General features: G+C 52.4%; 13 protein-coding genes and 1 pseudogene. 8 read left to right on the forward strand and 6 right to left on the reverse strand.

Annotated features, from left to right (window positions below; translation table 11 throughout):
• Positions 1-227: 227 nt before the first annotated feature.
• The 3 genes from rpsJ to DUE52_RS12710 form a co-directional block, all read right to left on the reverse strand.
• Positions 228-533 carry a 30S ribosomal protein S10 gene (gene rpsJ / locus DUE52_RS12700; protein WP_114406391.1) on the reverse strand — a complete coding sequence of 102 codons (306 nt, stop codon included), beginning with the start codon at positions 531-533 and terminating at the stop codon, positions 228-230.
• Positions 534-682: 149 nt separating this feature from the next.
• Positions 683-2,785 carry an elongation factor G gene (gene fusA, locus DUE52_RS12705; protein ID WP_114406392.1) on the reverse strand — a complete coding sequence of 701 codons (2,103 nt, stop codon included), beginning with the start codon at positions 2,783-2,785 and terminating at the stop codon, positions 683-685.
• A gap of 197 nt (positions 2,786-2,982) precedes the next feature.
• On the reverse strand, positions 2,983-4,041 hold the full coding sequence (locus DUE52_RS12710) for a helix-turn-helix transcriptional regulator (RefSeq protein ID WP_114406393.1): 1,059 nt from the start codon (positions 4,039-4,041) through the stop codon (positions 2,983-2,985).
• A 632-nt stretch (positions 4,042-4,673) separates the two neighbouring features.
• On the opposite strand from DUE52_RS12710, the gene DUE52_RS12720 reads away from it, so the two are divergent.
• Positions 4,674-5,783 carry a slipin family protein gene (locus DUE52_RS12720; protein ID WP_114406395.1) on the forward strand — a complete coding sequence of 370 codons (1,110 nt, stop codon included), beginning with the start codon at positions 4,674-4,676 and terminating at the stop codon, positions 5,781-5,783.
• Between the two features lie 75 nt (positions 5,784-5,858).
• The gene (locus tag DUE52_RS12725) at positions 5,859-7,385 is read left to right on the forward strand and encodes an RtcB family protein (protein WP_114406396.1); all 1,527 of its coding nucleotides are present in this window, start codon (positions 5,859-5,861) and stop codon (positions 7,383-7,385) included.
• A gap of 12 nt (positions 7,386-7,397) precedes the next feature.
• Here DUE52_RS12725 and tamL read toward each other — a convergent pair whose 3' ends face one another.
• The 3 genes from tamL to DUE52_RS32955 all read right to left on the reverse strand — a co-directional run bounded on the left by tamL (position 7,398) and on the right by DUE52_RS32955 (position 15,058).
• A complete protein-coding gene (gene tamL / locus DUE52_RS12730; protein WP_114406397.1) occupies positions 7,398-9,713 on the reverse strand; it encodes a translocation and assembly module lipoprotein TamL in 2,316 nt (771 codons plus the stop codon).
• On the reverse strand, positions 9,710-14,719 hold the full coding sequence (locus tag DUE52_RS12735; protein ID WP_229312153.1) for a translocation/assembly module TamB domain-containing protein: 5,010 nt from the start codon (positions 14,717-14,719) through the stop codon (positions 9,710-9,712). The genes tamL and DUE52_RS12735 overlap by 4 nt, the downstream gene beginning before the upstream one ends.
• 213 nt (positions 14,720-14,932) lie before the next feature.
• Positions 14,933-15,058: a hypothetical protein gene (locus DUE52_RS32955; RefSeq protein ID WP_262510988.1), complete on the reverse strand. Its 126-nt coding sequence runs from the start codon at positions 15,056-15,058 to the stop codon at positions 14,933-14,935.
• 275 nt (positions 15,059-15,333) lie between these two features.
• Here DUE52_RS32955 and DUE52_RS12740 point away from each other — a divergent pair, with 275 nt between their 5' ends.
• From DUE52_RS12740 to DUE52_RS12760, 6 genes and pseudogenes are all read left to right on the forward strand, one after another.
• A complete protein-coding gene (locus DUE52_RS12740; protein WP_229312154.1) occupies positions 15,334-15,942 on the forward strand; it encodes an RNA polymerase sigma factor in 609 nt (202 codons plus the stop codon).
• Between the two features lie 493 nt (positions 15,943-16,435).
• Positions 16,436-17,545, forward strand: a complete 1,110-nt coding sequence (locus DUE52_RS12745) for a FecR family protein (protein ID WP_114406399.1) — start codon at positions 16,436-16,438, stop codon at positions 17,543-17,545.
• A 220-nt stretch (positions 17,546-17,765) separates the two neighbouring features.
• Positions 17,766-21,215, forward strand: a complete 3,450-nt coding sequence (locus DUE52_RS12750; RefSeq protein ID WP_114406400.1) for a TonB-dependent receptor — start codon at positions 17,766-17,768, stop codon at positions 21,213-21,215.
• Between the two features lie 42 nt (positions 21,216-21,257).
• Positions 21,258-21,971, forward strand: a pseudogene (locus DUE52_RS33070) (RagB/SusD family nutrient uptake outer membrane protein); the annotation flags it as partial.
• 531 nt (positions 21,972-22,502) lie between these two features.
• Positions 22,503-22,991 (forward strand): RagB/SusD family nutrient uptake outer membrane protein, encoded by a 489-nt coding sequence (locus tag DUE52_RS33210; protein WP_510186371.1) that lies wholly within the window; start codon positions 22,503-22,505, stop codon positions 22,989-22,991.
• A gap of 82 nt (positions 22,992-23,073) precedes the next feature.
• Entirely contained in the window at positions 23,074-24,060 is a 987-nt protein-coding gene (locus DUE52_RS12760) for a hypothetical protein (protein WP_114406401.1), read from the forward strand.
• Positions 24,061-24,082 lie beyond the last annotated feature (22 nt).

The following is a 24,082-nucleotide window of genomic DNA, read 5'->3' on the forward strand; positions in this document are numbered from 1 at the left end:
TTCCGAGCAAATTAAAAACAAAAAAGGCCAGGCGTGTTCCACCTGACCTTTTCGCTCGGTTGACACAAATGCATGTGTTACCGTACTAAATAAGTCAGATGTGGTTTCCGTGAAGGACCTTCACCCGAGGTATGTCTTTGTACTTAATTCTAAATTCGGCTTGCAAAGGTACGCTATTTTTCGACTTCAAAAAACTTTTTCAACAAAAGTTGATGAAGATTTTAGCGTTATACTTTGATTTCAACGTCGACCCCACTCGGCAGTTCCAGTTTCATCAAGGCATCGACCGTTTTGGCGCTGGTTGAGTAAATATCGACCAACCGCTTGTAGGTGCAAAGCTGGAATTGCTCGCGTGATTTTTTGTTTACGTGCGGAGACCGCAGAACCGTAAAGATCTCTTTCTCGGTCGGCAGGGGAATCGGGCCGCTCACAATAGCACCCGTTGATTTTACCGCCTTAACAATTTTTTCAGCCGACTTGTCGACCAGCATGTGGTCGAAGGACTTCAGTTTAATCCGAATTTTTTGATTCATGATACGTTGTGGTTCTGATTATAATAGCCGGTAGTTAACCGACACGTGATCCCCTGCCGAAAGAACCATTTACTCCAGCAGCGGTTTTTATTGAATGACCAATGAACAATTCCTTACAGACTGTTCATTGGTCATTTATAATTCAACAATTAAGCTCTAACAGTTCCTTTTGCTTTCGAGATGATGCCTTCCGCCAGGTTGGTCGGCACTTGTTCGTAGTGGGCAAAGGTCAGGTTGGCCGTAGCACGACCGGATGACATCGTCCGCAGATCGGTTACATAGCCAAACAGTTCCGACAGCGGAACATCGGCTTTGATCACCTGAGAACCCGCCCGCGTGTCCATGCCTTTCATGATACCGCGACGACGGTTTAAGTCACCCGTGATCGGACCGGTATACTCTTCCGGCGTCAGTACTTCAACAGCCATGATTGGCTCCAGCAGTTTCGGACCCGCGTTTTTAGCCGCTTCCCGGAAACCGAGACGAGCTGCCAATTCGAACGACAGGGAGTCGGAGTCAACATCGTGGAAAGAACCGTGGAACAACCGAACTTTCATTGAATCCAGCGGATAGCCCGCCAACGGACCCGTCGACATGGCTTCCCGGAATCCTTTTTCGACCGATGGGATAAACTCGCGTGGAATAACCCCACCCACGATACCGTTTACAAATTCCAGACCGGTTTTTCCTTCTTCACCCGGCATGATTTCGAACACGATGTCGGCAAATTTACCACGACCACCCGTTTGCTTCTTGTAAAGCTCGCGGTGTTCGAAGCTCTTCGTCAACGTTTCTTTGTAGGCTACCTGCGGAGCACCCTGGTTAACTTCCACTTTGAATTCACGACGCATCCGGTCGATGATAATTTCAAGGTGCAACTCACCCATACCGCGGATAATCGTCTGACCGGTTTCTTCATCCGTTTCCACTTTCAGGGTCGGATCTTCTTCGATCAGTTTACCAATGGCTTTCGAGAAGTTATCCTGATCAGCCGTTTTCTTCGGTTCGATGGCGTATCCAATCACCGGATCCGGGAAGACCATGGATTCCAGCACGATCGGGTGTTTCTCATCACAAAGCGTATCGCCCGTTTTGATGTCCTTGAACCCAACGACGGCACCAATATCACCAGCCCGCAGTTTGTCGATCTGGTTTTGCTTGTTGGCGTGCATCTGGAAAATCCGCGAAATCCGCTCTTTGTTGCCCGAACGTGTGTTCAGAACGTAAGAACCGGAATCCAGGATACCCGAATAAACCCGCACAAAGCACAGACGACCTACGTAGGGGTCAGTAGCAATTTTAAAACCTAAAGCCGTAAACGGATCGGTTTCGTTCGGATGACGAATTACTTCCTGATCGGTATCGGGGTTGGTTCCTTTGATTTCCGGTTTATCGAGCGGAGAAGGCAGCAACGACATCACGTAGTCGAGCATCGTCTGAACACCTTTGTTCTTGAACGATGAACCACACAACATCGGAACGATTTTCATCTCGATGGTCGCCTGGCGCAAAGCAGTCAGGATTTCATCTTCCGTGATCGACTCCGGATCTTCGAAATATTTCTCCATCAGCGACTCGTCGTAATCAGCGACGGCTTCAAGGAGTTTTTCGCGCCATTCTTTGGCTTCTTCCAGCATGTCGTCCGGAATCGGAACTTCCTGGAACGTCATACCTTTGTCGTGTTCGTTCCACTGAATACCGCGGAAGTTCACCAGATCTACGACACCCTTGAAGTTGTCTTCGGCCCCGATGGGCAATTGCAGCGGCACGGCATTGCTGCCGAGCATATCCTTCACTTGCTGACAAACTGTCAAAAAGTCGGCACCGGCGCGGTCCATCTTATTCACGAAACCCAAACGGGCTACGTTGTAGTTGTTCGCCAAACGCCAGTTGGTTTCCGACTGAGGTTCAACACCATCTACGGCACTAAACAAAAACACCAGACCATCCAGAACCCGTAGCGAACGGTTCACTTCCACCGTAAAGTCAACGTGACCCGGCGTATCGATGATGTTCACGTGGTAATTCTGGTCGCGGTATTTCCAGTTGACGGTAGTGGCTGCCGACGTAATGGTGATTCCTCGTTCCTGTTCCTGCTCCATCCAGTCCATGGTAGCGGCCCCTTCGTGTACTTCGCCGATTTTGTGGCTGACCCCGGAGTAATAAAGAATCCGCTCGGTGGTAGTCGTTTTACCGGCGTCGATGTGGGCAGCGATACCAATGTTTCGCAGGTATCGAAGATCAGTTGCCATAATGAAGTATAATTACAGAAGTTAATGTACAATTGCAGGGATCCGAAAAAGCAACTTGTTGGTATTAAAAAGGCACTTTTCGCGAATCAGAGCGCAAAGATAGGGAATCGGGGACGTAAAAGCAAAAGTAATGTAAAGACTATTGTAAAAGTTAATAGTCAGGAAATGAAAGCAATACCGGTTTTCAAACCGATTGTCTAGGCCGATGCGGGTTCCACCGACTGCGCCGGGCTTTCTGTGGCGGTATAGGCATCCAGACCCGCCTGCAAGCGCTGCCGGATGGCCACACGAAGCCGCTCGGGGGCCAGGACGATCATCCCCTCCCCAAAACCCAGAATCTCTTTCTCCAATTCATAATTGTGCTGCACCCGGAGTTGAATGACAATGCCCTCAGCGCGCTGTTCCAGCACCCGTTGGGAATGATGAAGCGGTTTGGTTTCTACGTAGGGCGCGTGTAGACGGGTAACGAATAATTTTACCGGAATGGCTCTCAAGTTTTCACTGACGGTCACCCCGATCACATCGCGGTAATACCCATCAGCATCCGTCATCTCATTCGGAATATAATCAGTATTGGGGGCGGGGTTGATAGCCACCATGCGGTCCAGTGCCAAGTGCATGATGCCTTGCTTATCTTTTCCTTTCTGCACACCAGCCGCAAACCAGCGGTTCTTAAACTCTTTCAACCACCAGATATGAAAGGTAATCACTTGCGGAGATCGGGCGACAAACGACTGGTACCGGATCTGAAGGGCCTTTTTCTGAATAACCGCCTGATAGAGTTCTTCCAGGAAATGTAGCCCTTTCAGCCCTTCGTTCTTCTCAAAATCAATAACCGGGGCCGACTTCCGGCCCGTCGAATACACATGATCTTCCAGTTTCTGAACCACTTCGTTCAGGGACGAAAAGTGTGAAAACCCTTTGAATTGTTTCAACACCTCAACCGCTTCGTTCATGCGCAGCAAATCGCCATCCGATAGCGGAATGTTGGTGATGCTGTAGGCGGGGTCTTCGTACCTATAATACTTTTTCTCCAGAACGACGATCGGCGCAAAATAACCGAGTTTGTCACTCCGCATGAGTTGCAGGTCGGCCTGAATGGTACGTCGGCTGATTCCCTTGTCAATCCCTTCGTATTCGTAAAGTGCTTCCGAAACCCGCTCAATCAGGTCGTCCAGCGTCCATTTGCGTTGCCGGTTTCGCAGACAGGCATCCAGCGTTTTATAACGAATCAGGGCATTCCGGTTGACGGGCATGGAGCAATCTGAATTTTTTGAGAAAAATCGACAAATATTCTGAACTACGCAAAAACACTGCGCAGAAGGACCCAACCTTTGTAGCGACAGAACAGACCAGTTATCAAACCGGATGCGGGTTTCTGAATAGCCCCATAGTATCGCAGCCCCTGGCTGATTCCGATATGCTGTTGACAATGAAACTTCTGTCGCTGATCTGTGGGTCGGGGGTTCGAATCCTCCTCCTGTTCAACAGGATAGCTCAGTGGGTAGAGCAACAGGAAAACGCAGGTTCGAATCCTGCTATCAACTCGAAAGGTTGATCCATAGGTTGGGAAGCGGCCACTTCTAAAAAGGCCTCCAGATGTTAAAACCCGCAGGAGCTATCCAGTTGCGCCAGGAAGTCAGTCCGGGCGCAACGGTTTAGACCGGGCCAGCAGGTACGTGTCGGGTTTGTCGGGTGTATGCTGGTTTTGAAAAGCATTCGAATGGCCGCGTCTTTGCCAGTCAGTACGACTGCCGGAGCGTTAAGGCATCCGAACCTTTCTCCGAAGCTGCGTACCAGGACAAGCTCAATCGGGCTTCCGCTTCGGCTAAATGGGTAGCTCCGAACGGGTTTGACAGTAGCAACCATTTACTTAGTCCATACAATTATGAAAACTGTACGTATCCTGGCCCGCCAGATCGGGTTGGTGTTGAAACACGGCGGATACAGGAAAATGCTTTCGGAAGGCAGCCACTGGGTTTGGCCAGGCGAAACCGTCTACGTCTATGAACAGGGAGCCTTGTTGCAGAACCCGCCCTGCGACCTGACGGTATTGATGTCTTATCCGGAGATTGCCGATTTGCTCGACGTTGTTGAGGTGAACGACAACGAGATTGCCCTGCAATTTGAGAGCGACCGTTTCCAGACCATTTTGCAAAAAGGTCGCTGGGCGTATTGGAAAGGAATTAAACAGTATACATACATCAAGGCTAATTTAAGTCAACTCGACATTCCAGCCAACATCGACCTGATTTCGCTGATGCCTCAACCGCTCTCGGCTTTTGTGCGAACCTACACGCTTGAAGCCTACGAAAAAGGGGTTCTCTTTATCGACTGGAAATTCGACCGGATTTTGACTGCGGGGACATATTACTGGTGGAAAAACAACATCCCCGTTCACGTGGCGAAGGTCGATACGCGCCAGCAACAGGTCGAAATCGCGGGACAGGAAATCCTGACGAAAGACAAAGCGTCGTTGCGGTTGAGTTTTTTCGTCCAATACATCGTTCAGGATGTGGTTAAAGCACTGGTCGATAACAAGGACTACGAGAAACAGTTGTACGTATTGATCCAATTGGCGTTGCGTGAATACATTGGCGGTTTTACGCTCGACGAATTACTGGATAAGAAAGGCGACGTAGCCCCGTTTATCCTCCAGGCAACAGCGGCACGCGCAGCTCAGTTGGGCGTTGAACTGCGGGGTGGCGGGGTGCGTGACATCATTTTGCCCGGCGATATGCGCGACATCATGAACCAGGTGCTGATGGCCGAAAAGAAAGCACAGGCCAACAGCATCATGCGCCGGGAAGAAACCGCTTCGACCCGAAGCTTGTTGAACACCGCCAAGCTGATGGAAGACAACGAGATGCTCTGGAAATTGAAAGAGATGGAATACGTCGAAAAAATCGCGGACAAGATCAGTTCGATTTCGGTCTCCAACGACGGCTCGATGGTCGACCAGTTGAAGCAACTATTCGTCCGTGGGCGAAACCGTTAAATTTAATTGTGTAAAATTCCCTGCAACGCCCCGAAAGATCAATGCTTTCGGGGCGTTCGGGCAAATCGTAAAATCATGGAAACCCCGGTTTTAATTGAAGATATTCTTACGCTGGGACCCATCCCGGAATCGTTGCATACCCCTTTTCTGCGCGTGGCCAACGGGTTGATACAACGCGCTGATTACTCCAAAGAAAAGGTGATGGGTTTGCTGGCGCAGATGCTCCGGAACCCCAAGAAATTCGCGTATTCCAAAAACAAGGTTACTAATCTGGCTCAGGCGGTTTATGGCCTGAACAAGCAGGGAATTGCGGTTCCGTTGAGTGAAACCGGTATTACCTATTTACCACTCGAACCCGCTCCTTACATGCTGAATACCAGCGCAAAACAGGCGGATAGCGTCTTCGACCTGCGTACCGATTCGTTGCCCTATGCGGTTTTTGGTCGTGAACAGATCGAGGAAGGTGCTCTGAAACAGATGGAAACAGCCGCCAGTCTGCCCATTTCCGTAGCCGGGGCATTGATGCCGGATGCGCACCAGGGTTACGGACTGCCAATCGGGGGCGTTCTGGCGACGGAAGCCCATACGGTTATTCCATTTGCCGTTGGGGTCGATATTGCCTGCCGGATGTGTCTGTCGGTCTTCGATCTGCCCCCGTCTTTCCTGAAACGCCAACCTGATCTCCTGAAAAAATCACTGGTGGAAAAAACCAAATTCGGGATGGGGGGCGAAACCCGCGACAAAATCGACGAAACCGTTATGGATTTGCCGGAATGGAACGCAACGAAGGTCATTCGCGACCTGAAAGACAAGGCGTACCGGCAATTGGGAAGCTCCGGCACCGGAAACCACTTTGTGGAATGGGGCATCGTGGAGGTTTACGAACCGGATGACCAACTAAACCTGCCACCGGGCGAATACCTGTCCTTACTTTCCCATTCCGGCTCACGTGGTTTTGGCGGAAACGTCGCCAATTACTATTCCAAACTGGCGATGCAAAAAACCCGGTTGCCGAAGCAGGCAGCGCATCTGGCCTGGCTGGACCTGAACACGGAGGAAGGGCAGGAATACTGGATTGCCATGAATCTGGCCGGTGCATATGCCTCTGCCAATCACCACGAAATTCACCGCAAACTGGCGAAGGCACTGGGTGAAAAACCGCAGACGATGGTCGAAAACCACCACAATTTTGCGTGGAAAGAACAACTCGCCGACGGTCGTGACGTCATTGTGCATCGGAAAGGAGCCACACCGGCCGGAGCCAATGTACTGGGCATCATTCCGGGGTCGATGACTCAACCCGGTTTTGTGGTTCGCGGACGGGGTCATGCGGAGTCGCTGAATTCGGCTTCGCACGGCGCGGGGCGGTTGATGTCGCGAACGCAGGCCTTCAACACCCTGACGCGCTCCCAATGGAACAAGGCCTTGAAAGAAGCCGATATCCAACTGATTGGTGGCGATCTGGACGAAGCGCCGATGGTGTACAAAAACATTGAAACCGTTATCAATGCCCAACGCGATCTGGTAACGGTTCTGGCGAAATTTACGCCGAAAATTGTTCGGATGGCCGACGCCAACCGCAAGGAGGGGCGGGAAGATTAAGCCCGAATATCTTTAAAACGGATACCCCACGGCGACATTCAGGATCAAATTCTCCCGGCGCCACGCCCGGTTGCCGGGAGCAATTTCGTCAGCAACCCACTGCTGCCCTTCCGGCAGCCACGGTTTGCGCAGCGGAAACGCCAGGTCAAACCGGACAACGAAATACGACACATCCACCCGGAGACCGACGCCCGTGCCGACGGCCAGTTGTTTGTAGAAATCGGATTTAAACTGCGTTCCGGTTCCGTAGAACGTGTTGTCGGAATACATCCAGACGTTGCCAACATCCAGGAACAAGGCCCCCTGGAGGTATTTACTGAATTTGGGACGAAGTTCGGTGCTAAACTCCAGCTTGATATCGCCCCCGCCGTCCTGAAGCTGCACGGTACCTTCCAGATTTCGGGTAAAGATCCCGGGTCCAACCGCCCGGGGGCGGAAAGCCCGCAAACTGTTGGCACCACCCACAAAGTATTGTTTGACAAACGGTAGCTCGTCTGAATTGCCGTAAGGCACACCAAAGCCACCGAAAAACCGGTTGGCCCAGGTCAGATTAGGGGATACTTTAAAGAAGTGACGGCTATCGACATCCATTCGGAAAAACTGTGAATACGGGACATTAAAAATAGCTTCTTTTCCTTCCTCATTAGTCTTACGGGTCAGCCACGAAGCCAGATTACCGGCAGGTTCAACATTGATACTCAACCGCTGCGTATAGGCCGAAGAGGTTCTGGGCGATGAACTCAGATTGAACGTATAGAGCGTACTCAGGATAAGCTGTTCGGAACGCAGAATATTGATATACTGCTGGCGTGTGCTGGGGTCATCTTCCAGCGCAAAGAATTTTTCAGTAAAATTGGAAGGCAGGACGTAGTTGATGCTGATGGGCTGAAAAATGTGCTCTGTTTTCGGATTGCTCCGCCACGAGTAGCCAAACGTCGTCAGAAAAGAGTTCAGGTGGTACAATTCACCCCGAACGATCAGGTCATACCCCAGTGAAACGATGGTTTGGGGCAGGGCCTGTCCACGCTGGTAATATTTAATGGGAATCGGCGTAACCAGCCGGGGAAACGTCAGGCTGGTCTGAATGCCGTAGCGGTAGTTGGCAACGCCCTGCCCACGAGCGCCCACCTGGAATTCAATCCCGGCATTGGCGCTGATGGTGAATAAGTCGGACCGCCCAAATACATTGCGGTTTCGCCAGTTCAGCGAAAGCTGGGAGCCTACGAGGTTGTTGGAGCGGCTGGTGCCGGCAATCTCCAGCCGGGCCGATTTCTTGGGATAGGGCGTCAGGTAATAATGTACATCCAGCACCGCCGAGTCGCCCTGCTGACCCGGTTCAAACCGGTTGCGGACAAACTTGAAAGAACCCACATTGATAAACCGCGATAAGGTTTGATCCTGTGCCCGGCTATTGTAGCGTCGCCCAGGCTGTAAGGCGATAACATCCCGGAATAACTTCGGATTATAGATTTCGTCGGGATCGACAATATTCAGTTTTCCAAATTTGACGGCCTGCGTTTCTGACGTATCCGTTTGAGGAGTGTTTGAAGACAGGCTATAGTTGGGATACACATAAATATCCCGGACTGAATAAGGGAGTAAAGCCGCCGGTGGTGTTTCGGGCTTGATGGCCAGATAGAGACGGGTTCGATGTTTTCCCAGGGCGCTATCAGCCAAAACCGCGAGGTAATCGGGCTGGAAATAGAAAAAACCCTGACGCTGTAAAGCCTGCGTGATTCGTTCCCGTTCCAGCTTGATCAACTCGAAGCGGTAAGGGTTGTCTTTCTTAAGCAAACTGCGTTTTCTGACCTCCACCATTGGCCCCCGCAGCGAAGTCGAATCCATCAGAAAAGCGACCGAGTCAATGTGATACCGGGGCTGCACCTGCACCTGATAAACTCCCGTGGCCTGATAGCCTTCTTCCTTCAAACTACCCGAAACCGTTGAGCGGAAATAGCCTTCATTTTCCAGGAAAGACATCCAGATAGCCGAGTTGGACGATAGCGCATTGGCACTCGCAAAAACCGGTGGTTCTCCGGCCTTCCGCCGAAACCACGCCCGGAATCCTTTCTCTTTTTTGGGTTCACCCATCAGGTAATACAACCCGACTTTATACGGATAGCCAAACAACCGCTTGTTGGGTGCCGGACGCGCCATTTCAGCCAGTGCCGTTTCAATCTGTTCTTTTTCGGTTTTTGACACGGTCGAATCCACCTGAACCTTGATTTCCGTATCGACGTACAATTTCTCGCCGGGCGGAATATGTCTGGCAACATGGCACCCCGTCAGAATCAGAAAAAAAGATATGTATGCTAAACCGTTTCTCATGGGTTCACTTTCTCCTCCGGTTTTTTAAAGATTTCACTCAACTGGTTGTAATCGACAGTGATGACAAAGCCAATGCCGGTTTCGATCACATACCCTTCCAAAACCGCCTGATAATCACTCTTGCGATACCCCCGCATCATGTAACGACCGTCGCGGGAAAGATTATAGTTTAACGACAGATTATCAAAGACTTCGTTTGGATTGCGGGTAATGGTACTGTTGTTTTTTTCCAGCACAAAATTACGCCCCACCGAAACCGTCAGCCGACCATTCAGGAAGCTGCGCGATACATCCACATTGAGGTCGGTTCGGGAACCCACTGTGTTGTTAGCCTGTGCCGACTGGGTCGACGAAAGCAGATCGAAATTAACATCGAACCCTTTTAACAGACTGGAAGCAAACCGCTCCAATTGATCCGACAGAATCTTGCTGACGCTGTTCCGGGCGATTTCTTCGGTATTGATCCCGCCACCGGACGAACTGGATGATGTTTCGGCAATAAAACTACCCAATACCATCAGCCCGAAAACCTGCTTATTCAACTGCGATGGGTCGTTCCGCAACTGCGTCAGCTTGGAATTGACCGCATCGATCACCGCGCGGGAAGCCAGAAAATCTTCCTCCGGCATCTTAATGTCGAAGCTAATGTCGGGGGCTGCCAGACGGCCTTTCATTTTCAGCAGGACGTTGAACGGTACTTTCTGTTTGGAAGCCGTCCGGAGTTGCTCGCTGGTTTCGTTGGCAATCAGGTTCGAGGGAACCGCCGTGGTCTGGTAGATTGCCGTAATGTCGAGTTCAGCCCGCAATGGATCGCCGGTCCAGGTGATGTAGCTGCCTTTCTGAATCGAAAACTTGCGTTTGAGAACCTGATAGGTCAACGAATACTCCCCTTCGGTTACATCATACCGTCCCAGCAGCGAAATCGCCCCGCTCTGGCTCACACCGACGTTCAGGCGGGCATTGCCTTTGATGCGCAGGTTGTCGCCGTTGAGTTCATCGACAATGACGGTTATTTCGGATTTTTCGTTGACTTCCAGGCTCAGATCGACCTGGGCGTTGCTCAACTCCTTGAAAGCCCGGCTGCGCAGGGCCGTGTCGGGTCGGGCCACTACCAGGTATTTCCGCAACGCCAGGGTATCGTTGTGGTCGATGAAGGTGACGATCTCGCGGGCTTCGTTCACCGACGCCGTCTGATCGGGCAGCACCATCGTCACCTTGCTGTCGTCTTCCAGTTTGATCGAGCCGCCGATGGTGGGGCTGGTGCCGCTCCCGCGAATGGTGAGGTCGGCACTGATGGCGGCATTCCCGTACGCCAGATCGTTGTCCTTCCGGGTGGCGTTCAACACCTGAAATTTCGTGGCATTGATGCGCAGGTTATAGGCTACATCGGGCAGTTTCCGGAGCGTTATGGTTCCGTTGGTGGTTAGGCTGCGGTTCAACGCGTCCCGAACGTTAAAATCCTGGAATGTGATCACTTTCTCGTTGAAACGAATGGTTTCCTTGTCGATTTTATATGTCGCATTCAGATAAGCTACGTTGAAAGCCAGTGAATCGAACGACATCGAACCGTTCATCCGGGGCTGGTCTGTCGAACCGGACACATCGACTTGTCCGCGCAACCGGCCCGACGTTTGCCGCAACTGACCAAAGCTGAACGCTTCGATCGTCTGTGCGCTCAACTCTTCCAGATTGATTTTGAAATCCAGGGCATTTGCCGGGTCCGATGACTTATAGAATCCCGTTACCCGCGCACTATTGCCTGAACCTTTCAGGGCAATGTCGGTCGAAATCCGCTGATCCGTCGTGTTTTCAAAACTAGCGGTCAGATTTCCCAGTGGTTTCGCCATCACCTTCAGGCTATCGACGGTTACATTGCCAGTAAACGACAGATTGGTCATCACATTCCGCAGGATCACATCGCCATTCAGCAGTCCGCCCGCCAGCGTGGTGTCCTGATTGGCCAGTTTCGCCATGTTCGTCAGGTCGATGTTCTCCACTTTCACTTCCAGGGGCGCGTTGGGTTGCGGAACGATGCTGTTGACCAAAATCTTCTGCGAGCCGGTTTGAAGCAGAAATTTATCGGCCAGAATACCGTCCTCGCTGTATTGAATATAACCTGTCGTGTCGCTCGTCCAGCGCTGGTAGTTGGTCATCATCCCGTCCGGGTTGAACCGGAACTGATAGGCGCGGTCGGCAACGCCGAGATTTCCGGACAAAGCGTACCAGGCCCGGCCCGTCGAATCTTCGGAAATAATATCGAAATGCAAGCGGTTTTTGATGGCTTCGCCGTTAAATCGCGTCACGTTCAGATCGACCTGAGCCGTGTGAACCGCATTGACCTGGCTCTGGATCAACAACCGGTCATTGACCGCCTGAAGGCCCATCGTTACGGTTTGAAACCGCATGGTGTCGTACTCGATCGTGCCGGTTTTTAGCAAAGCTGACAGGGTGGTGTCTTTTGTATTGTCAATGTATGCTTTCAGGGTAACGGGGTCCATTTTGGTCAATGCGGGCACAAAAGCCGTCAGCAATGGGTGCTGGTTGACCGTCATATCGATGTTGAAACTGTAGGGCGGATTGACCGGATTGTAGGTCAGATCGGGCAGCTTGATGTATTTACTAAATTCGCCAACGACGATATCATACAGGCGGGTGTAGTCAAACTGACCGTCGAGTTTCATCGTCGCAAAGGGCAGCTTGGCCTCCACAATTTTCCGAACACCTTCCGGTGCCGCTTTGACGTAGAACGAATCCAGCGGATATGTTTTGCCATTGAAGCGCACAACCGTTTCCCGGGCCGTCAGCGTACCCACCGGATTAACCGGGTCGGTGGACGCGAAATCAAACCGCATCCGGCCTTCGACGCTGAGCGGCTCTTTATAAAACTTCAGCGCCGTCACATCCAGTTTCTCAATCACCAAACCGCCTTTCACGCTGGGATAGTCTTCCAGCAAACTGACCACTGAATTCAGGGCCAGTTTGGCGTTCGGATCATCCAGTGTGCTTTTAGCCGTCAATATGCCTTTGTCCAGTTCACCTTCGGCCGCAAAATTCTGGTAATTGTACCCGTTCAGTTCGGCTTGCCGAACGTTAAGCCGGAATGTGGTTCGCATGGTTTTGACATCGATTCCCTGCCCATCGACAGTCGCATCAGCCGTAATGCTTCCGAGCATTTCCTGCTGATTCAGCCAGCGTCCGGCTTCAAAATTCGCCAGGGCCAGCGTTCCCCGATACGCCTGATTTTTCCCGGCCACAAACCCCCGCACGTTTCCGTCAAAATCGACATTTCCCCAATCGGTTTGCAGCGCGGAATTGATGTTCAGATTATCAAGTTCGCCCTGAAACCGGCCCGTTAGCCGCAGTTTGGGCGGAATGTTGAACGAATCCGGCAAGGTTCCCTTTGGCACCAACTGTTGAATATCGCGAAGCTGCGTTGAGCCTTCGGTCAGATTGATGTCCATCGCCATCCGGTTGACATCGGTCACGTTGCGCAGCCGACCGCTGGCCCGCAGCCGCGTTCCCGACAGCATATCGAGTTCAAACGTCGGAATGCTCAGATTAGCCAGCGTTCCCCGCATCAAAGTGTTGACCCGAATAACCGCCTGACGGTTTCCGGCAAAGGGCGCGGTGGTCGCCAGAAAAGGCGCCAGTTGCAAAATGTCTGCCACCGCCAGCCGACTTTGTTTCAGGTTGACCCGAATCCCCACGCGCCCGGCTTCCTGCGGACGGCTGAGTTGCCCGATGGAATCATATCGCAGAATGAGTTGATCACGGATGAGTGTCTGGGGCGTTTGAACCAGAAGCCGGTTGATCGACGTCAGCGTATCGCTGTAAACCACGTCGGCATCGAGCCGCTGGAGCGCAAAACCGCTTTGATCCCGGAAGCGACCTCCGCGAAACTTGCCGGAAATAACCTGCGGGCTGTATTGCAGCGTCTGCGCCGTCAGCGATAAATCCTGTAGATCGAGGTGGCCATAATCCAGACCGGTTTTCTGTTTAGGCTGGGTTTGATCGTCGAACCGGATGCGGTTTTTAGCCAGCGCAACCCGCCCGATGCTGGCCCGCCAGCCGCCCGCATCGTCGGTGGTGGCCGTGGTAGTGGTGGGCGGAGTTGCTTTTTTAGTGGGTTTAGTCAGAATAGCCGAAATATCCGAATTTTCAAGTTCCAAAGATTTGATGCCGATGCGCTGCCCGTCCAGATACAGATAATCGGCGTTCATCGCCAGCCGCCCGACCGATCCTTTGGTTTGAAAATCAGCCTCTTCCACTTTAACATCCCACCGCGCCCGGGTCAGTTTCCAATTGCCCAATTTGAGATCCATCGTATCGCCCGGTGCTGATGTGTCGGGCGTTTCCGGGGTAGGAATTGCCGGATAAAGCCGTGTGTTAGCCACTAAACCGTCTATACTGACATCACGAAGATGGTATTGGGATTTGTCAACGTTGGTTTTGTCGAAATTCGCCCGCAGCGTATCGACGTAGGCCCCGACCTCCGCACCCACCACGTCATCTTTATAGCGAATCCGAACGTCTTTCAGCGTGATACCGGACAAACTGATGTCCAGTGGGGCGGCCGTGGTGTCGACCGGCTGTGGTGGCCCGCCCGTGTCGAAGGCGTCGATGATGTATTGAAAATTAAAAACGGTATCGGGCAATGTGCGGTTCAGGTTCACGCTAACCTTTTCCAGTTCGATCTGGTTGAGCGCAATCCGGTTTTTCAGCAGGCCCATCATGTCGAGGTCAACCCGGAGTTTCTGGCCAGCCAGGAGGGTGTCACCTTTGGGGGTAATAAACAGCACATCTTCCAGCGCAACGTAATCCGGAATTTCGTAGGTAATCCGGCCAATCCGAAAAGGGCTTTTGATTTTTCCGGCCAGGTAGTTGTTGACCTGACGCGTCACAAACTCCTGGCCCCAGGTTGTCGTACCGATCACACCGAGGAACCCGATTACCAGAAAAATCAGTGCCAGTACGGCAAGAGAAAAAAACGTCAGAAATTTTTTCACATTCCTTGAATCAGTCACCGGATAACCAACCGCCTACCCTGTTTTCTGCCTTTGCTTCCTATTCAATACGTACTTTAGACGCCGAATGTTGAACGTGGGGTCATATTTGTACAAAAAAAATAATAGAGACGATGTCAATAATCCGGCCAATTTCCTTCAATAAACCGCGCAGAAAGTGATTATGTTATAGTGATGTTCTTTGCTGGTTCTGTTTTACTTTGAAAAAACACCTTTTGCAATTAAATAAGGGATTATCAGCCAGAGCAGGCCTTTAATGAGAAAGAAAAGAAAGCCCAGCCAGCCGACGCGCTTGAGCCATATTTTGAAACGGTTATTCATGGTGTGGCTATTCGTTTGATCAATACCGTTGTCGAAACCGGGAGTCCTGAAAGCAATATTCCATCAAAGTTAGCGAACTGTCGATTTATTGAAAGCCGACGCTCCATTTTTGGTTCTTTTTCCGAATGCCAGCCCTTGTCCCGCGCTTTATCTGCTCCATTGACCGCCATATTTTAAATTCTTTTAATTATAGATTTCATCCACAAAATACCATCTGTGTTAAAATAACACTACATTTGGTACAATTAAAGTTAGTCCTTGACGGTCATCATCCATTGGAACGCTTTACAGCCGCTGCGTATAAACATCTTGCCCCCCAGGAGCTATGGCAACGCTTCAAAGCCGGTGACGAACTGGCTTTCGGCGAACTGGCTCAGGGGCATTACCGTAGCTTGTATAACTACGGTTCACGGCTGACTGCGGATTCGGAACTGGTTTGGGATACCATTCAGGATTTGCTGCTGGAATTGTGGGACCGGCGGGCTACGGTCAGCGATGCGGTTTTTGTCAAAACGTATTTGCTGAAAGCCCTTCGCTATAAATTGCTAAAAGCCCTTCCCCAACAGCCGGCGGTTCAGTTTGACGAATCAGAGCCTGCCCAGACACTATTTGCCGATTCCATCGAACAAAAAATCATCGATGACGAAAGCCAGACCGAGCAAACCCGCCTGTTACACCAGCTCATGGCTTCCCTCTCCAAACGCCAGCAGGAAGTACTCTACCTGCGGTTTTACCAGAATCTGGAAAACCACGAAATTGCCCTGATCATGGGGCTGGAGCGCCAGAGCGTCGCCAACCTGCTTCACCGAACCTTCAAGGAACTCCGCCATCAATGGTCATCCAGCCTGCTTGTGGTTTTGCTGGGAATGATACGGTTATCGTAACGAAAGACTATTCTACGGGGCCGGGATTTGGGGTCTTCTACGGACGCGGTTGCTACAAAATGGAGCATCCCTACGGGATTGTTTTTGATTCTCTGCGGACGCGGTTGCTACAAAATGGAGCATCCCTACGGGATTGTTTTTGATTCTCTGCGGATGCGGTTGCTACAAAATGGGGCATCCCGATGGGATTGTTTTTGATTCTCCTGCCGGGGTTCGGTTTTGCCATCCTGTAGGGATGGGTCATTTTGTAGCAACCGTGTCCAATGTATAGCGCGGATGAGTCCCGGAGGGATGGGTCATTTCATAACCAAACGATGGGCCATCCCGACGGGATTGTTTTGATTTTCTGCGTAAGAACCATTACCACTTCACGACTAAAAGTTCAGCCAATCAATTATTGAACTCTTCCCAAAAATAATTTTACTTTTTTTTGAGTATTGCCCCTCCCTCTCCGGCACTATGGAAGTAGAAGCCCTAGAATACTATTTTCTCAATGATTAATTACAGAACGTACGAAGCTGAAGACTTCCTGTTCGATGCGTCCTTCCGGCAGTGGACGGCGGAGTCTTCTCCGCAAGCCGCCCTTTTCTGGAACCGGTGGCTGGCCCAGAATCCCGACCGCGCCGACGTGGTTCGGCAGGCTCAGGAACTGGTTCGCGCGCTGGATGATCACTACCGCGACGATGCCACCGAAAACCGGCTGGCGGACGAGCTGAACCGTCTGGTCGGCAAGGCCGTCGAACACCGGGATGCGGAGCTGGACGTGCCGGTTCGGCCGCTGGGGCAGCGGTCGTGGTGGCGCTGGGCGGTGGCGGCTTCCGTTTTACTAATCAGCACCTGGCTTTATGTAAATCGAGCCCCCAAACCGGCGGCCGACCCCTATGAATACCTGACCAAAACCGTTACGATACCGCTCCAGGAAAAGGTCAATTCCGGCCCCAAAGCGATCAATATTCTGCTAAGCGATGGCAGCGTCGTAACGCTGAATCCCAACAGTCGCCTGAGCTATCCCGAGCGGTTTGACAACACAACCCGTACGGTGTACCTCAGCGGTGAAGCCTTCTTCGACGTAATGAAAAATCCGGCCAAACCGTTTTTGATTTACGCCAACCAAACGGTTACCAAAGTACTGGGAACCAGCTTCCTGGTTCGGGCATACACGAGCGAAAAAGACGTAACCGTGATGGTAAAAACCGGTCGGGTTTCGGTCTATTCGCAGAAAGATTACGAACAGGCGCAGCAATCCGGTCTCCGGCGCGTCGAAGGCGTGGTGCTGACGCCGAATCAACAGATGACGTATAATCTGGAAGATAACAAGTTGGTGAAAGCCCTGGTGGCAAAACCGGCCGCATTGATCGCCAACCGGCCCAGCCGCGAGCAGGTGTTTGAAGATGCACCGGTGGATAAAGTGTTTTCCAGCATCGAGCGTACGTATGGCATCAAACTGCTTTTCGATGAGGAAGCACTGGCCAACTGTCTCGTGAACCTGACGTTTAACGAAGAAAATTTACTGGAACGGCTGGATGTCATCTGCCAGACCATCGGTGCGTCGTATGAAGTGCTCGACGGCCAGATTGTGATCACCAGCAAAGGATGCCATTGAAGTACCTATTCCTAAACCCTATACATTTTACGCGTACACCATCTCTATCCCTAATCCCATTCGCCTATGATTGAGTAAACCGCCCTTCACAAAAAAAGGTCAATGATGGTTCCAGCATCATTGACCCTAACAGACCCCTTTTTAAGCAACCTCATCCAGGATGAAGAAGGGTATTTTTTGTCTATTCGAAACCCCAAACAGCCAAAAAACAAGCAAAAGTATGAAAAAACTTCGACAACCGCTTAGCCTGTTGCGTAGCTTTATGAAATTGACTTTCTATCAGTTACTCCTGGCCGCGATCTTCACCGGGCTCGCTTTGGCCCGCCCCGTGGAAGCCCAGCGAATCATGGATCAGCGTGTCACGATCCAGGCCACCAACCTCCCGATGAAGGCGGTTTTGAACCAGTTGGGTAAACAGGCCGACGTTCGTTTTGCCTACCGCTCGGCCCTGGTTCAGTTGAATCAGCGCGTGTCGTTCAACGCCAGCAACCAACCGCTGAGCGAAATTCTGGACAAGTTGTTAAAACCGCTGAGCCTGACCTACTACGTAAAAGGGCGGCAGATCATTCTGAACCTGGAACCCCTGCCGGTTCCGTCGGCCGATGAGCTGTTGCGCAACCACGATGCCGCAGCGGTCGATCAGAACGTATCCGGAACGGTTTCGGATGAAGCTGGTGTGCGGCTACCGGGCGTTAGCGTGGTAGTAAAAGGCACCACCCGCGGAACCACAACGGACGGCAACGGACAATACCGCCTGACCATGCAGACGGGCGATGCGGTTCTGGTGTTCAGTTTTGTGGGCTATACCTCCCAGGAAATTGCCGTTGGAAACCGTACCGAGGTAAACGTCAGCCTGTTAACCGACACCAAGAACCTCAGCGAAGTTGTCGTGGTCGGTTACGGTACCCAAAAACGGTCGGATCTGACCGGGTCGGTCTCGTCGGTCAAGGCGGAGGAAATCAAAAACCTGCCCGTCCGGAGCGTCAACGAAGCTTTGCAGGGCCGGGCTGCCGGGGTGCAGGTAACGCGTCCGGATGGCACGCCGGGCGGTAGTTCCGACATTGTCATCCGCGGCATTGGCTCCATTGGTGGTATGGCTCCTCTGTATATCGTGGATGGGATTCGGATGGGTGCGGGCAATAACTTCAACCTCCAGGATGTCGAATCCATCGAAGTGCTGAAAGACGCTAGCGCGGCTGCCATCTATGGAGCGCAGGCTGCGGGGGGCGTGGTGCTGGTGACGACCAAGCGCGGCACCAAGATGGACAAAATGAGCATCAACTTCAATGCGTATTACGGCGTTCGGCAACCCCGGAATCTCTACCAGATGCTGAACACGGCGGATTACATCAAAGCCAAACAGGCCTTCGGCGTCAACACGAGCGGGTATGGTGATCCGGCCACCTTACCCAATACCGACTGGGCCGACGAAATTTATCAAAACGGGAAAGAGCAGAGTTACTCGCTTTCGATGGCGGGAGCTTCCGCCAAAGCCAATTACTACCTCTCGGCCAACTACCAGCGCGAAGACGGCACGATCATCGATAACTCGTTTCAACGCTGGGGGATTCGGTCGAATGCCGATTTTAAAATCAACAAACGCCTGAAAATCGGCGAAACGCTGTTTGCCTGGCGGACGAGCACCAATCCGGCGCAAAGCACGACCTACCCGTTTCGCTCGGCTCCGCTGGTTGCCGTCCGCGACGAAACCAATCCGTTCGGCGGCTGGGCCAAAACCGGTTCGTTTTTCACGGGTCCCAACCTGGTCGGCTGGGAAGCGATCCATCACCGGCTCAGCGATCAATATGCCCTTGAAGGCAATGTGTACCTTGATTGGGAAATCGTCAACGGGTTGAATTTTCGCTCGACTTTCGGGGCCTCCATTTTTAGTGGCCGTGACTACACGTTTCGCGAAGCCCACGACTTTGGTGTGGTTCGGAACGCGCTGGCTTACCTGAGCCGAACGCAAACGAACCAACGCAACCTGACGGGAAACTTCGTGTTAACCTACGACAAAACAATCGGTCAGCACGAGTTTAAAGCCATGGCGGGTTACGAAGCGTATCAGCAGGACCTGAGCAATTTATCAGGCGAAGCGCAGGGTTTTCAAATCGTTACGTATAACCTGGGACTCAGCACCGACCCCAGCACCTACCGCGCCAGCGGTGGCGAATACCCTCAAACCCGGCTTTTGTCGCAGTTTGGCCGGATCAACTACACCTACGCCGGGAAATACCTGCTAACGGCCAACGTCCGCCGAGATGGTTCCGACCGGTTTGGTCCCGCCAACCGCTGGGGGGTGTTCCCCTCGTTTTCGGTAGGCTGGAAAGTGACCGAAGAAGCGTTTATGCGAAATATTCCGGCCATCTCGAACCTCAAGCTCCGCGCCAGCTACGGCAAATTGGGCAGCACCAGCAACATTCCGCAGTTTACCTATCAGGCGTCCTACGGCGGAACGGGTGGAACGAACATCCACGGTTTGCCGGACGGCAGCCGTTCCAAAGGTTACGCGCTAACTGCCCAGTTACCCAACGAGAACATCAAGTGGGAAGAAGTCAAACAGACGGACATCGGCGCTGACATCGGGCTGTTCAACAACCGCCTGAACGTAACCATCGACTGGTATAGCCGCCAGACCCAGGACATGATTTACCAGGTGCCGGTTCCCCGGTCGGCGGGTTTTGCGGCCTCTACGGTGTATACCAACATCGGCCAGATGAGCAACAAAGGGCTTGAACTCGCCATCGACTACCGGGGCAAAGTGGGAGCCTTTACCTACAGCGTTGCCGCCAATGCCGCTTTCAACAAAAACCTCGTCAAGCAACTGAGCGGGACGAACAACAACCCGATCAACGACGGTGCCGGGGGTGATTACCTCGAAAGCACCATTGCCCGGACGCAGGCCGGTTACGCCATGAGCCAGTATTTCGGGTATATCACGGAAGGTATTTTCCAGAGCGATGCGGAAGTGGCGACGCTGAACCAGCAAGCCCGGGAAAAAGCCGCTGCCGCTGGCCGGCCCACAACGGGCGTGGTGTATCAGGCTGCCGGAACCGGTGCCGGTGACCTGAAATTCCGAGACGTAAACGGCGACGGACGGATCACCATCGACGATAAAACCTACATTGGCAACCCCTGGCCCAAAATGACCTACGGTTTGACGCTGAATCTGGGCTGGAAAGGGTTCGACGTTTCGGCTTTGTTTCAGGGTGTGCAGGGACTGGACATTTACAATGCCAACCGCTACTACACGCAGTTTTTTGTGGGGGACTACAACACCACGGGCGACATTTTCCAGACCTCTTTTTTCAACGGAAATGGCCTGACCGACCGGCCGCGCGTAGGCTACCAGGATGCTTCCGGCAACTATGTTCGTGACCCGAATTCCAATTACACCCGCATCTCGGACTATTACGTGGAAAACGGAGCCTATCTGAAATTGCGCAATCTCCAGGTTGGTTATACGCTGCCGTCGCTGATTACCAACAAGATCAAAATGGGTAGCATCCGCATCTACATGCAGGGGCAAAACCTGATGACGCTGACGAAGTATTCGGGCCTGGACCCCGAGGTGATGGGACGCAACGGAACAACCGGACGCGGAATCGATGCGATCTACTCCTACCCGCGCACCACGCTCCTGTCGATGGGCATCGATGCCAGTTTCTAATTCTCCAGACCTTACTCAGTTGATACAACTATGTTTCATACGATGAAGCCATTTCTGAAACTCACCCTCTTTGCGGCCCTGCTCGGTTTGGCCGGCTGTAAAGAAGATTTTATCGATGTGACCAATCCCGGTGCGCTTTCCACCGACAATTACCCCGGTTCGGTAACGGATCTGGAACAATTGCTGACCGGTGTTTACGGGACACAGCACACCGCGGGCCTGTTCGGCCATAATATTTATGGAAAAGCCTATTACATGTGGGACCATACTGCCGACCTAAGCTGGCAGGGAACACCAACCTGGATTCAGCTCGGGCAGAACAACTCACAGCCCAACGACGGTTTTCTGTCGGAAACCTGGCGGGACACCTGGAAAGGCGTTCAACGCGCCAATACGCTGCTGGTCAACATTGAAAAATACCGCCCCAAGGCGATTTCGCAAACCGATAAAGCGGCTATTGACCTCATGAAAGGGCAGGCCCTTTTCCTCCGCGCCTGGTATTATCAGTACCTGATTACAATCTGGGGGGAAGCCATGATCATCGACGGCCAGGGTGGCGACAAACTGGGCGTTCCCATCATCACGGAAGCGTCTACCAGCCTGGATCAGACACAGGTCGAACGGGCCACGGTGAAGCAGGTCTGGGATTTTATCATTAGCGATCTGAAAGCTGCGGAGACGCTGCTGGCCGGCAAAACCTGGACGGGTGCCAATGACAAACACAAAATCAGCGGCTGGGCGGTCAAAGCAGCCCTCGGCAAAGCCTACGTCTACACCCAGGACTGGACCAACGCAAAAACCTCGCTGGCGGATGTGATTACCAACAGTGGCAAGTCGCTGGTTTCGTTCGATGTCTACAAAACCATGTTCAACGGCAAAAACGAATTCAACTCCGAATCGTTGCTGGAAATGAACCTGAACGTGGATATGACCGCCCGAGGAAACACGGAACTCTCAATGGGATCAAGCATTGGAATGGTTTTGGCACCCACCTATGTGAACGACAACAACCTGCCCGCGGCTTCGGCCTGGTCGAACGTGTTTCCGCACGCCAAAAACCTCGCCCGGTTTGGCTTCAATGAAGGCCATTACTTCAAAGCCGGTACCACGCAACCCCTGGCCACCAACGTCGATCCGGCATACATTACCCGCTCGGTGCTCGCGCGTCAGAACAAAACCGTGGACCCGCGCCTGTGGGTGGCCTGCTGGCAGCCTTACGTGGATAGCATGACCGTAGGCGGCAGAAAACGGCCGATTTCGCACTTTCTCGACATCAGTGAAATGGACATGGAAGCCTGGAGTTTCCGGAAATACCTGACGGTCGACGCTTCCGAAACCGAAGTCAACATGGCCAATGGCAACAACATCCTGCTGTTGCGGTTGGCCGACGTGTATCTTCTGTATGCCGAAACGCTCATGCGTACCGGTGACAATGCCACGGCGCTGGAATACGTCAACAAGGTAAAACGGCGGGCTTACGGCTATCCGGTCAATACCGCGTCGCCGGTCGATTACAAGAGCCTAACCGATGCCACGAAAGCCACCGATGCGGTTCTTAAATCCGATCCGCTCAAGTACGAACGCTGGGCGGAATTGTTCGGCGAAGGGCACTGGTGGATCGATGTTCGTCGCTGGCAGTTGGGAGCACAGGAAGCGGCTTATTACCAGCGCATTCGGGGCGGAACCATTCAGTGGGAAGCCACCGATTACGCCCAGCCTATTCCCATCGACGAGATTAACTCGAATATCAATATGAAGCAAAATCCGGGTTATTAAGAACTTTCCCCCCCCACCCCCTAAAGGGGGCTTTTGCCGCCAGATGCGAAAAGCCCCCTTTAGGGGGTGGGGGGCTATTTTTATGAAGCAAATCGTCTTTTTCCTAGGCCTTTTCCTTATTCTGGTCAGCGCCACCCTCCTGCCCCCGTTTCCGCAAGCAGAAATTTCCAACGGTCTCATCCGGGCGAAACTGTATCTGCCCGATTCGGTAAGCGGTTATTACCAGGGTGTGCGGTTCGACGGGTCGGGCGTGATTGCCAGCCTGGACTATAACGACCATTCGTATTTCGGCCAGTGGTTTGAGAAATACGACCCGAAACTGCACGACGCCATCAGCGGCCCGGTCGAAGAGTTTACGCCCATCGGCTACGACGGAGCCAAACCGGGAGACGATTTTCTGAAGATTGGCGTCGGTTCACTGCGCAAAACGAAGGACGCACCCTATCGGTTTGCGACGCCGTACGCCATTGTCAATCCCGGAAAATGGGCCGTCAAAACCGGTCGCGATGAAGTCGTTTTCACCCACGAACTGATCGATGCCGCCGGGTATTCGTATCGCTACCAGAAAACCGTGAAGCTTTTAAAAGGCAAACCGGTGCTGGTTCTGGAACACAGCCTGAAAAATACCGGAAAGAAAACCATCGAAACGACGGTGTATGACCACAACTTTTTCATGCTCGACAACCAGCAAACTGGTCCTGATATTTCCGTTACGTTTCCGTTTGCCTTGCAGGTAAAACCCACGCGGGGCATCGGCACCTTCGCCGATGTGCAGGAAAACCGGTTTGTTTACTTGAAAGAATTGCCGAAAGGCGAAAGTACGCATTGCTACCTGACCGGTTTTGGCGACACGGCCAAAGACTATGATTTCCGGATTGAAAACACCAAAACCGGGGCTGGCGTCCGCGTGGTCGGCGATCAGCCCATCGTGCAACTGGCCTTCTGGTCGATTCACACTACGGTTTGCCCCGAGCCTTACATCAAAATCAAAGCCGAACCGGGCCAGACATTCAGGTGGAAAATTTCGTATGACTTTTACACACTGCCAAAAACCGCATCAACCCGTTAATCCACCTTTTTTCTGGATACCA

Origin of the sequence: Larkinella punicea (assembly GCF_003334855.1) — a bacterium.
Taxonomy (GTDB): domain Bacteria; phylum Bacteroidota; class Bacteroidia; order Cytophagales; family Spirosomataceae; genus Larkinella; species Larkinella punicea.

What these genes read in the sequence shown, in the direction of transcription:
- DUE52_RS12710 (WP_114406393.1), bottom strand. Translation starts at nt 4,041, where the DNA reads ATGCCCGTCAACCGGAATGCCCTGATTCGTTATAAAACGCTGGATGCC.
- DUE52_RS12720 (WP_114406395.1), top strand. Translation starts at nt 4,674, where the DNA reads ATGAAAACTGTACGTATCCTGGCCCGCCAGATCGGGTTGGTGTTGAAA.
- rpsJ (WP_114406391.1), bottom strand. Translation starts at nt 533, where the DNA reads ATGAATCAAAAAATTCGGATTAAACTGAAGTCCTTCGACCACATGCTG.
- fusA (WP_114406392.1), bottom strand. Translation starts at nt 2,785, where the DNA reads ATGGCAACTGATCTTCGATACCTGCGAAACATTGGTATCGCTGCCCAC.
- DUE52_RS12760 (WP_114406401.1), top strand. Translation starts at nt 23,074, where the DNA reads ATGAAGCAAATCGTCTTTTTCCTAGGCCTTTTCCTTATTCTGGTCAGC.
- DUE52_RS12750 (WP_114406400.1), top strand. Translation starts at nt 17,766, where the DNA reads ATGAAAAAACTTCGACAACCGCTTAGCCTGTTGCGTAGCTTTATGAAA.
- DUE52_RS12725 (WP_114406396.1), top strand. Translation starts at nt 5,859, where the DNA reads ATGGAAACCCCGGTTTTAATTGAAGATATTCTTACGCTGGGACCCATC.
- DUE52_RS33210 (WP_510186371.1), top strand. Translation starts at nt 22,503, where the DNA reads ATGGAAGCCTGGAGTTTCCGGAAATACCTGACGGTCGACGCTTCCGAA.
- DUE52_RS12745 (WP_114406399.1), top strand. Translation starts at nt 16,436, where the DNA reads ATGATTAATTACAGAACGTACGAAGCTGAAGACTTCCTGTTCGATGCG.
- DUE52_RS32955 (WP_262510988.1), bottom strand. Translation starts at nt 15,058, where the DNA reads ATGAATAACCGTTTCAAAATATGGCTCAAGCGCGTCGGCTGGCTGGGC.
- tamL (WP_114406397.1), bottom strand. Translation starts at nt 9,713, where the DNA reads ATGAGAAACGGTTTAGCATACATATCTTTTTTTCTGATTCTGACGGGG.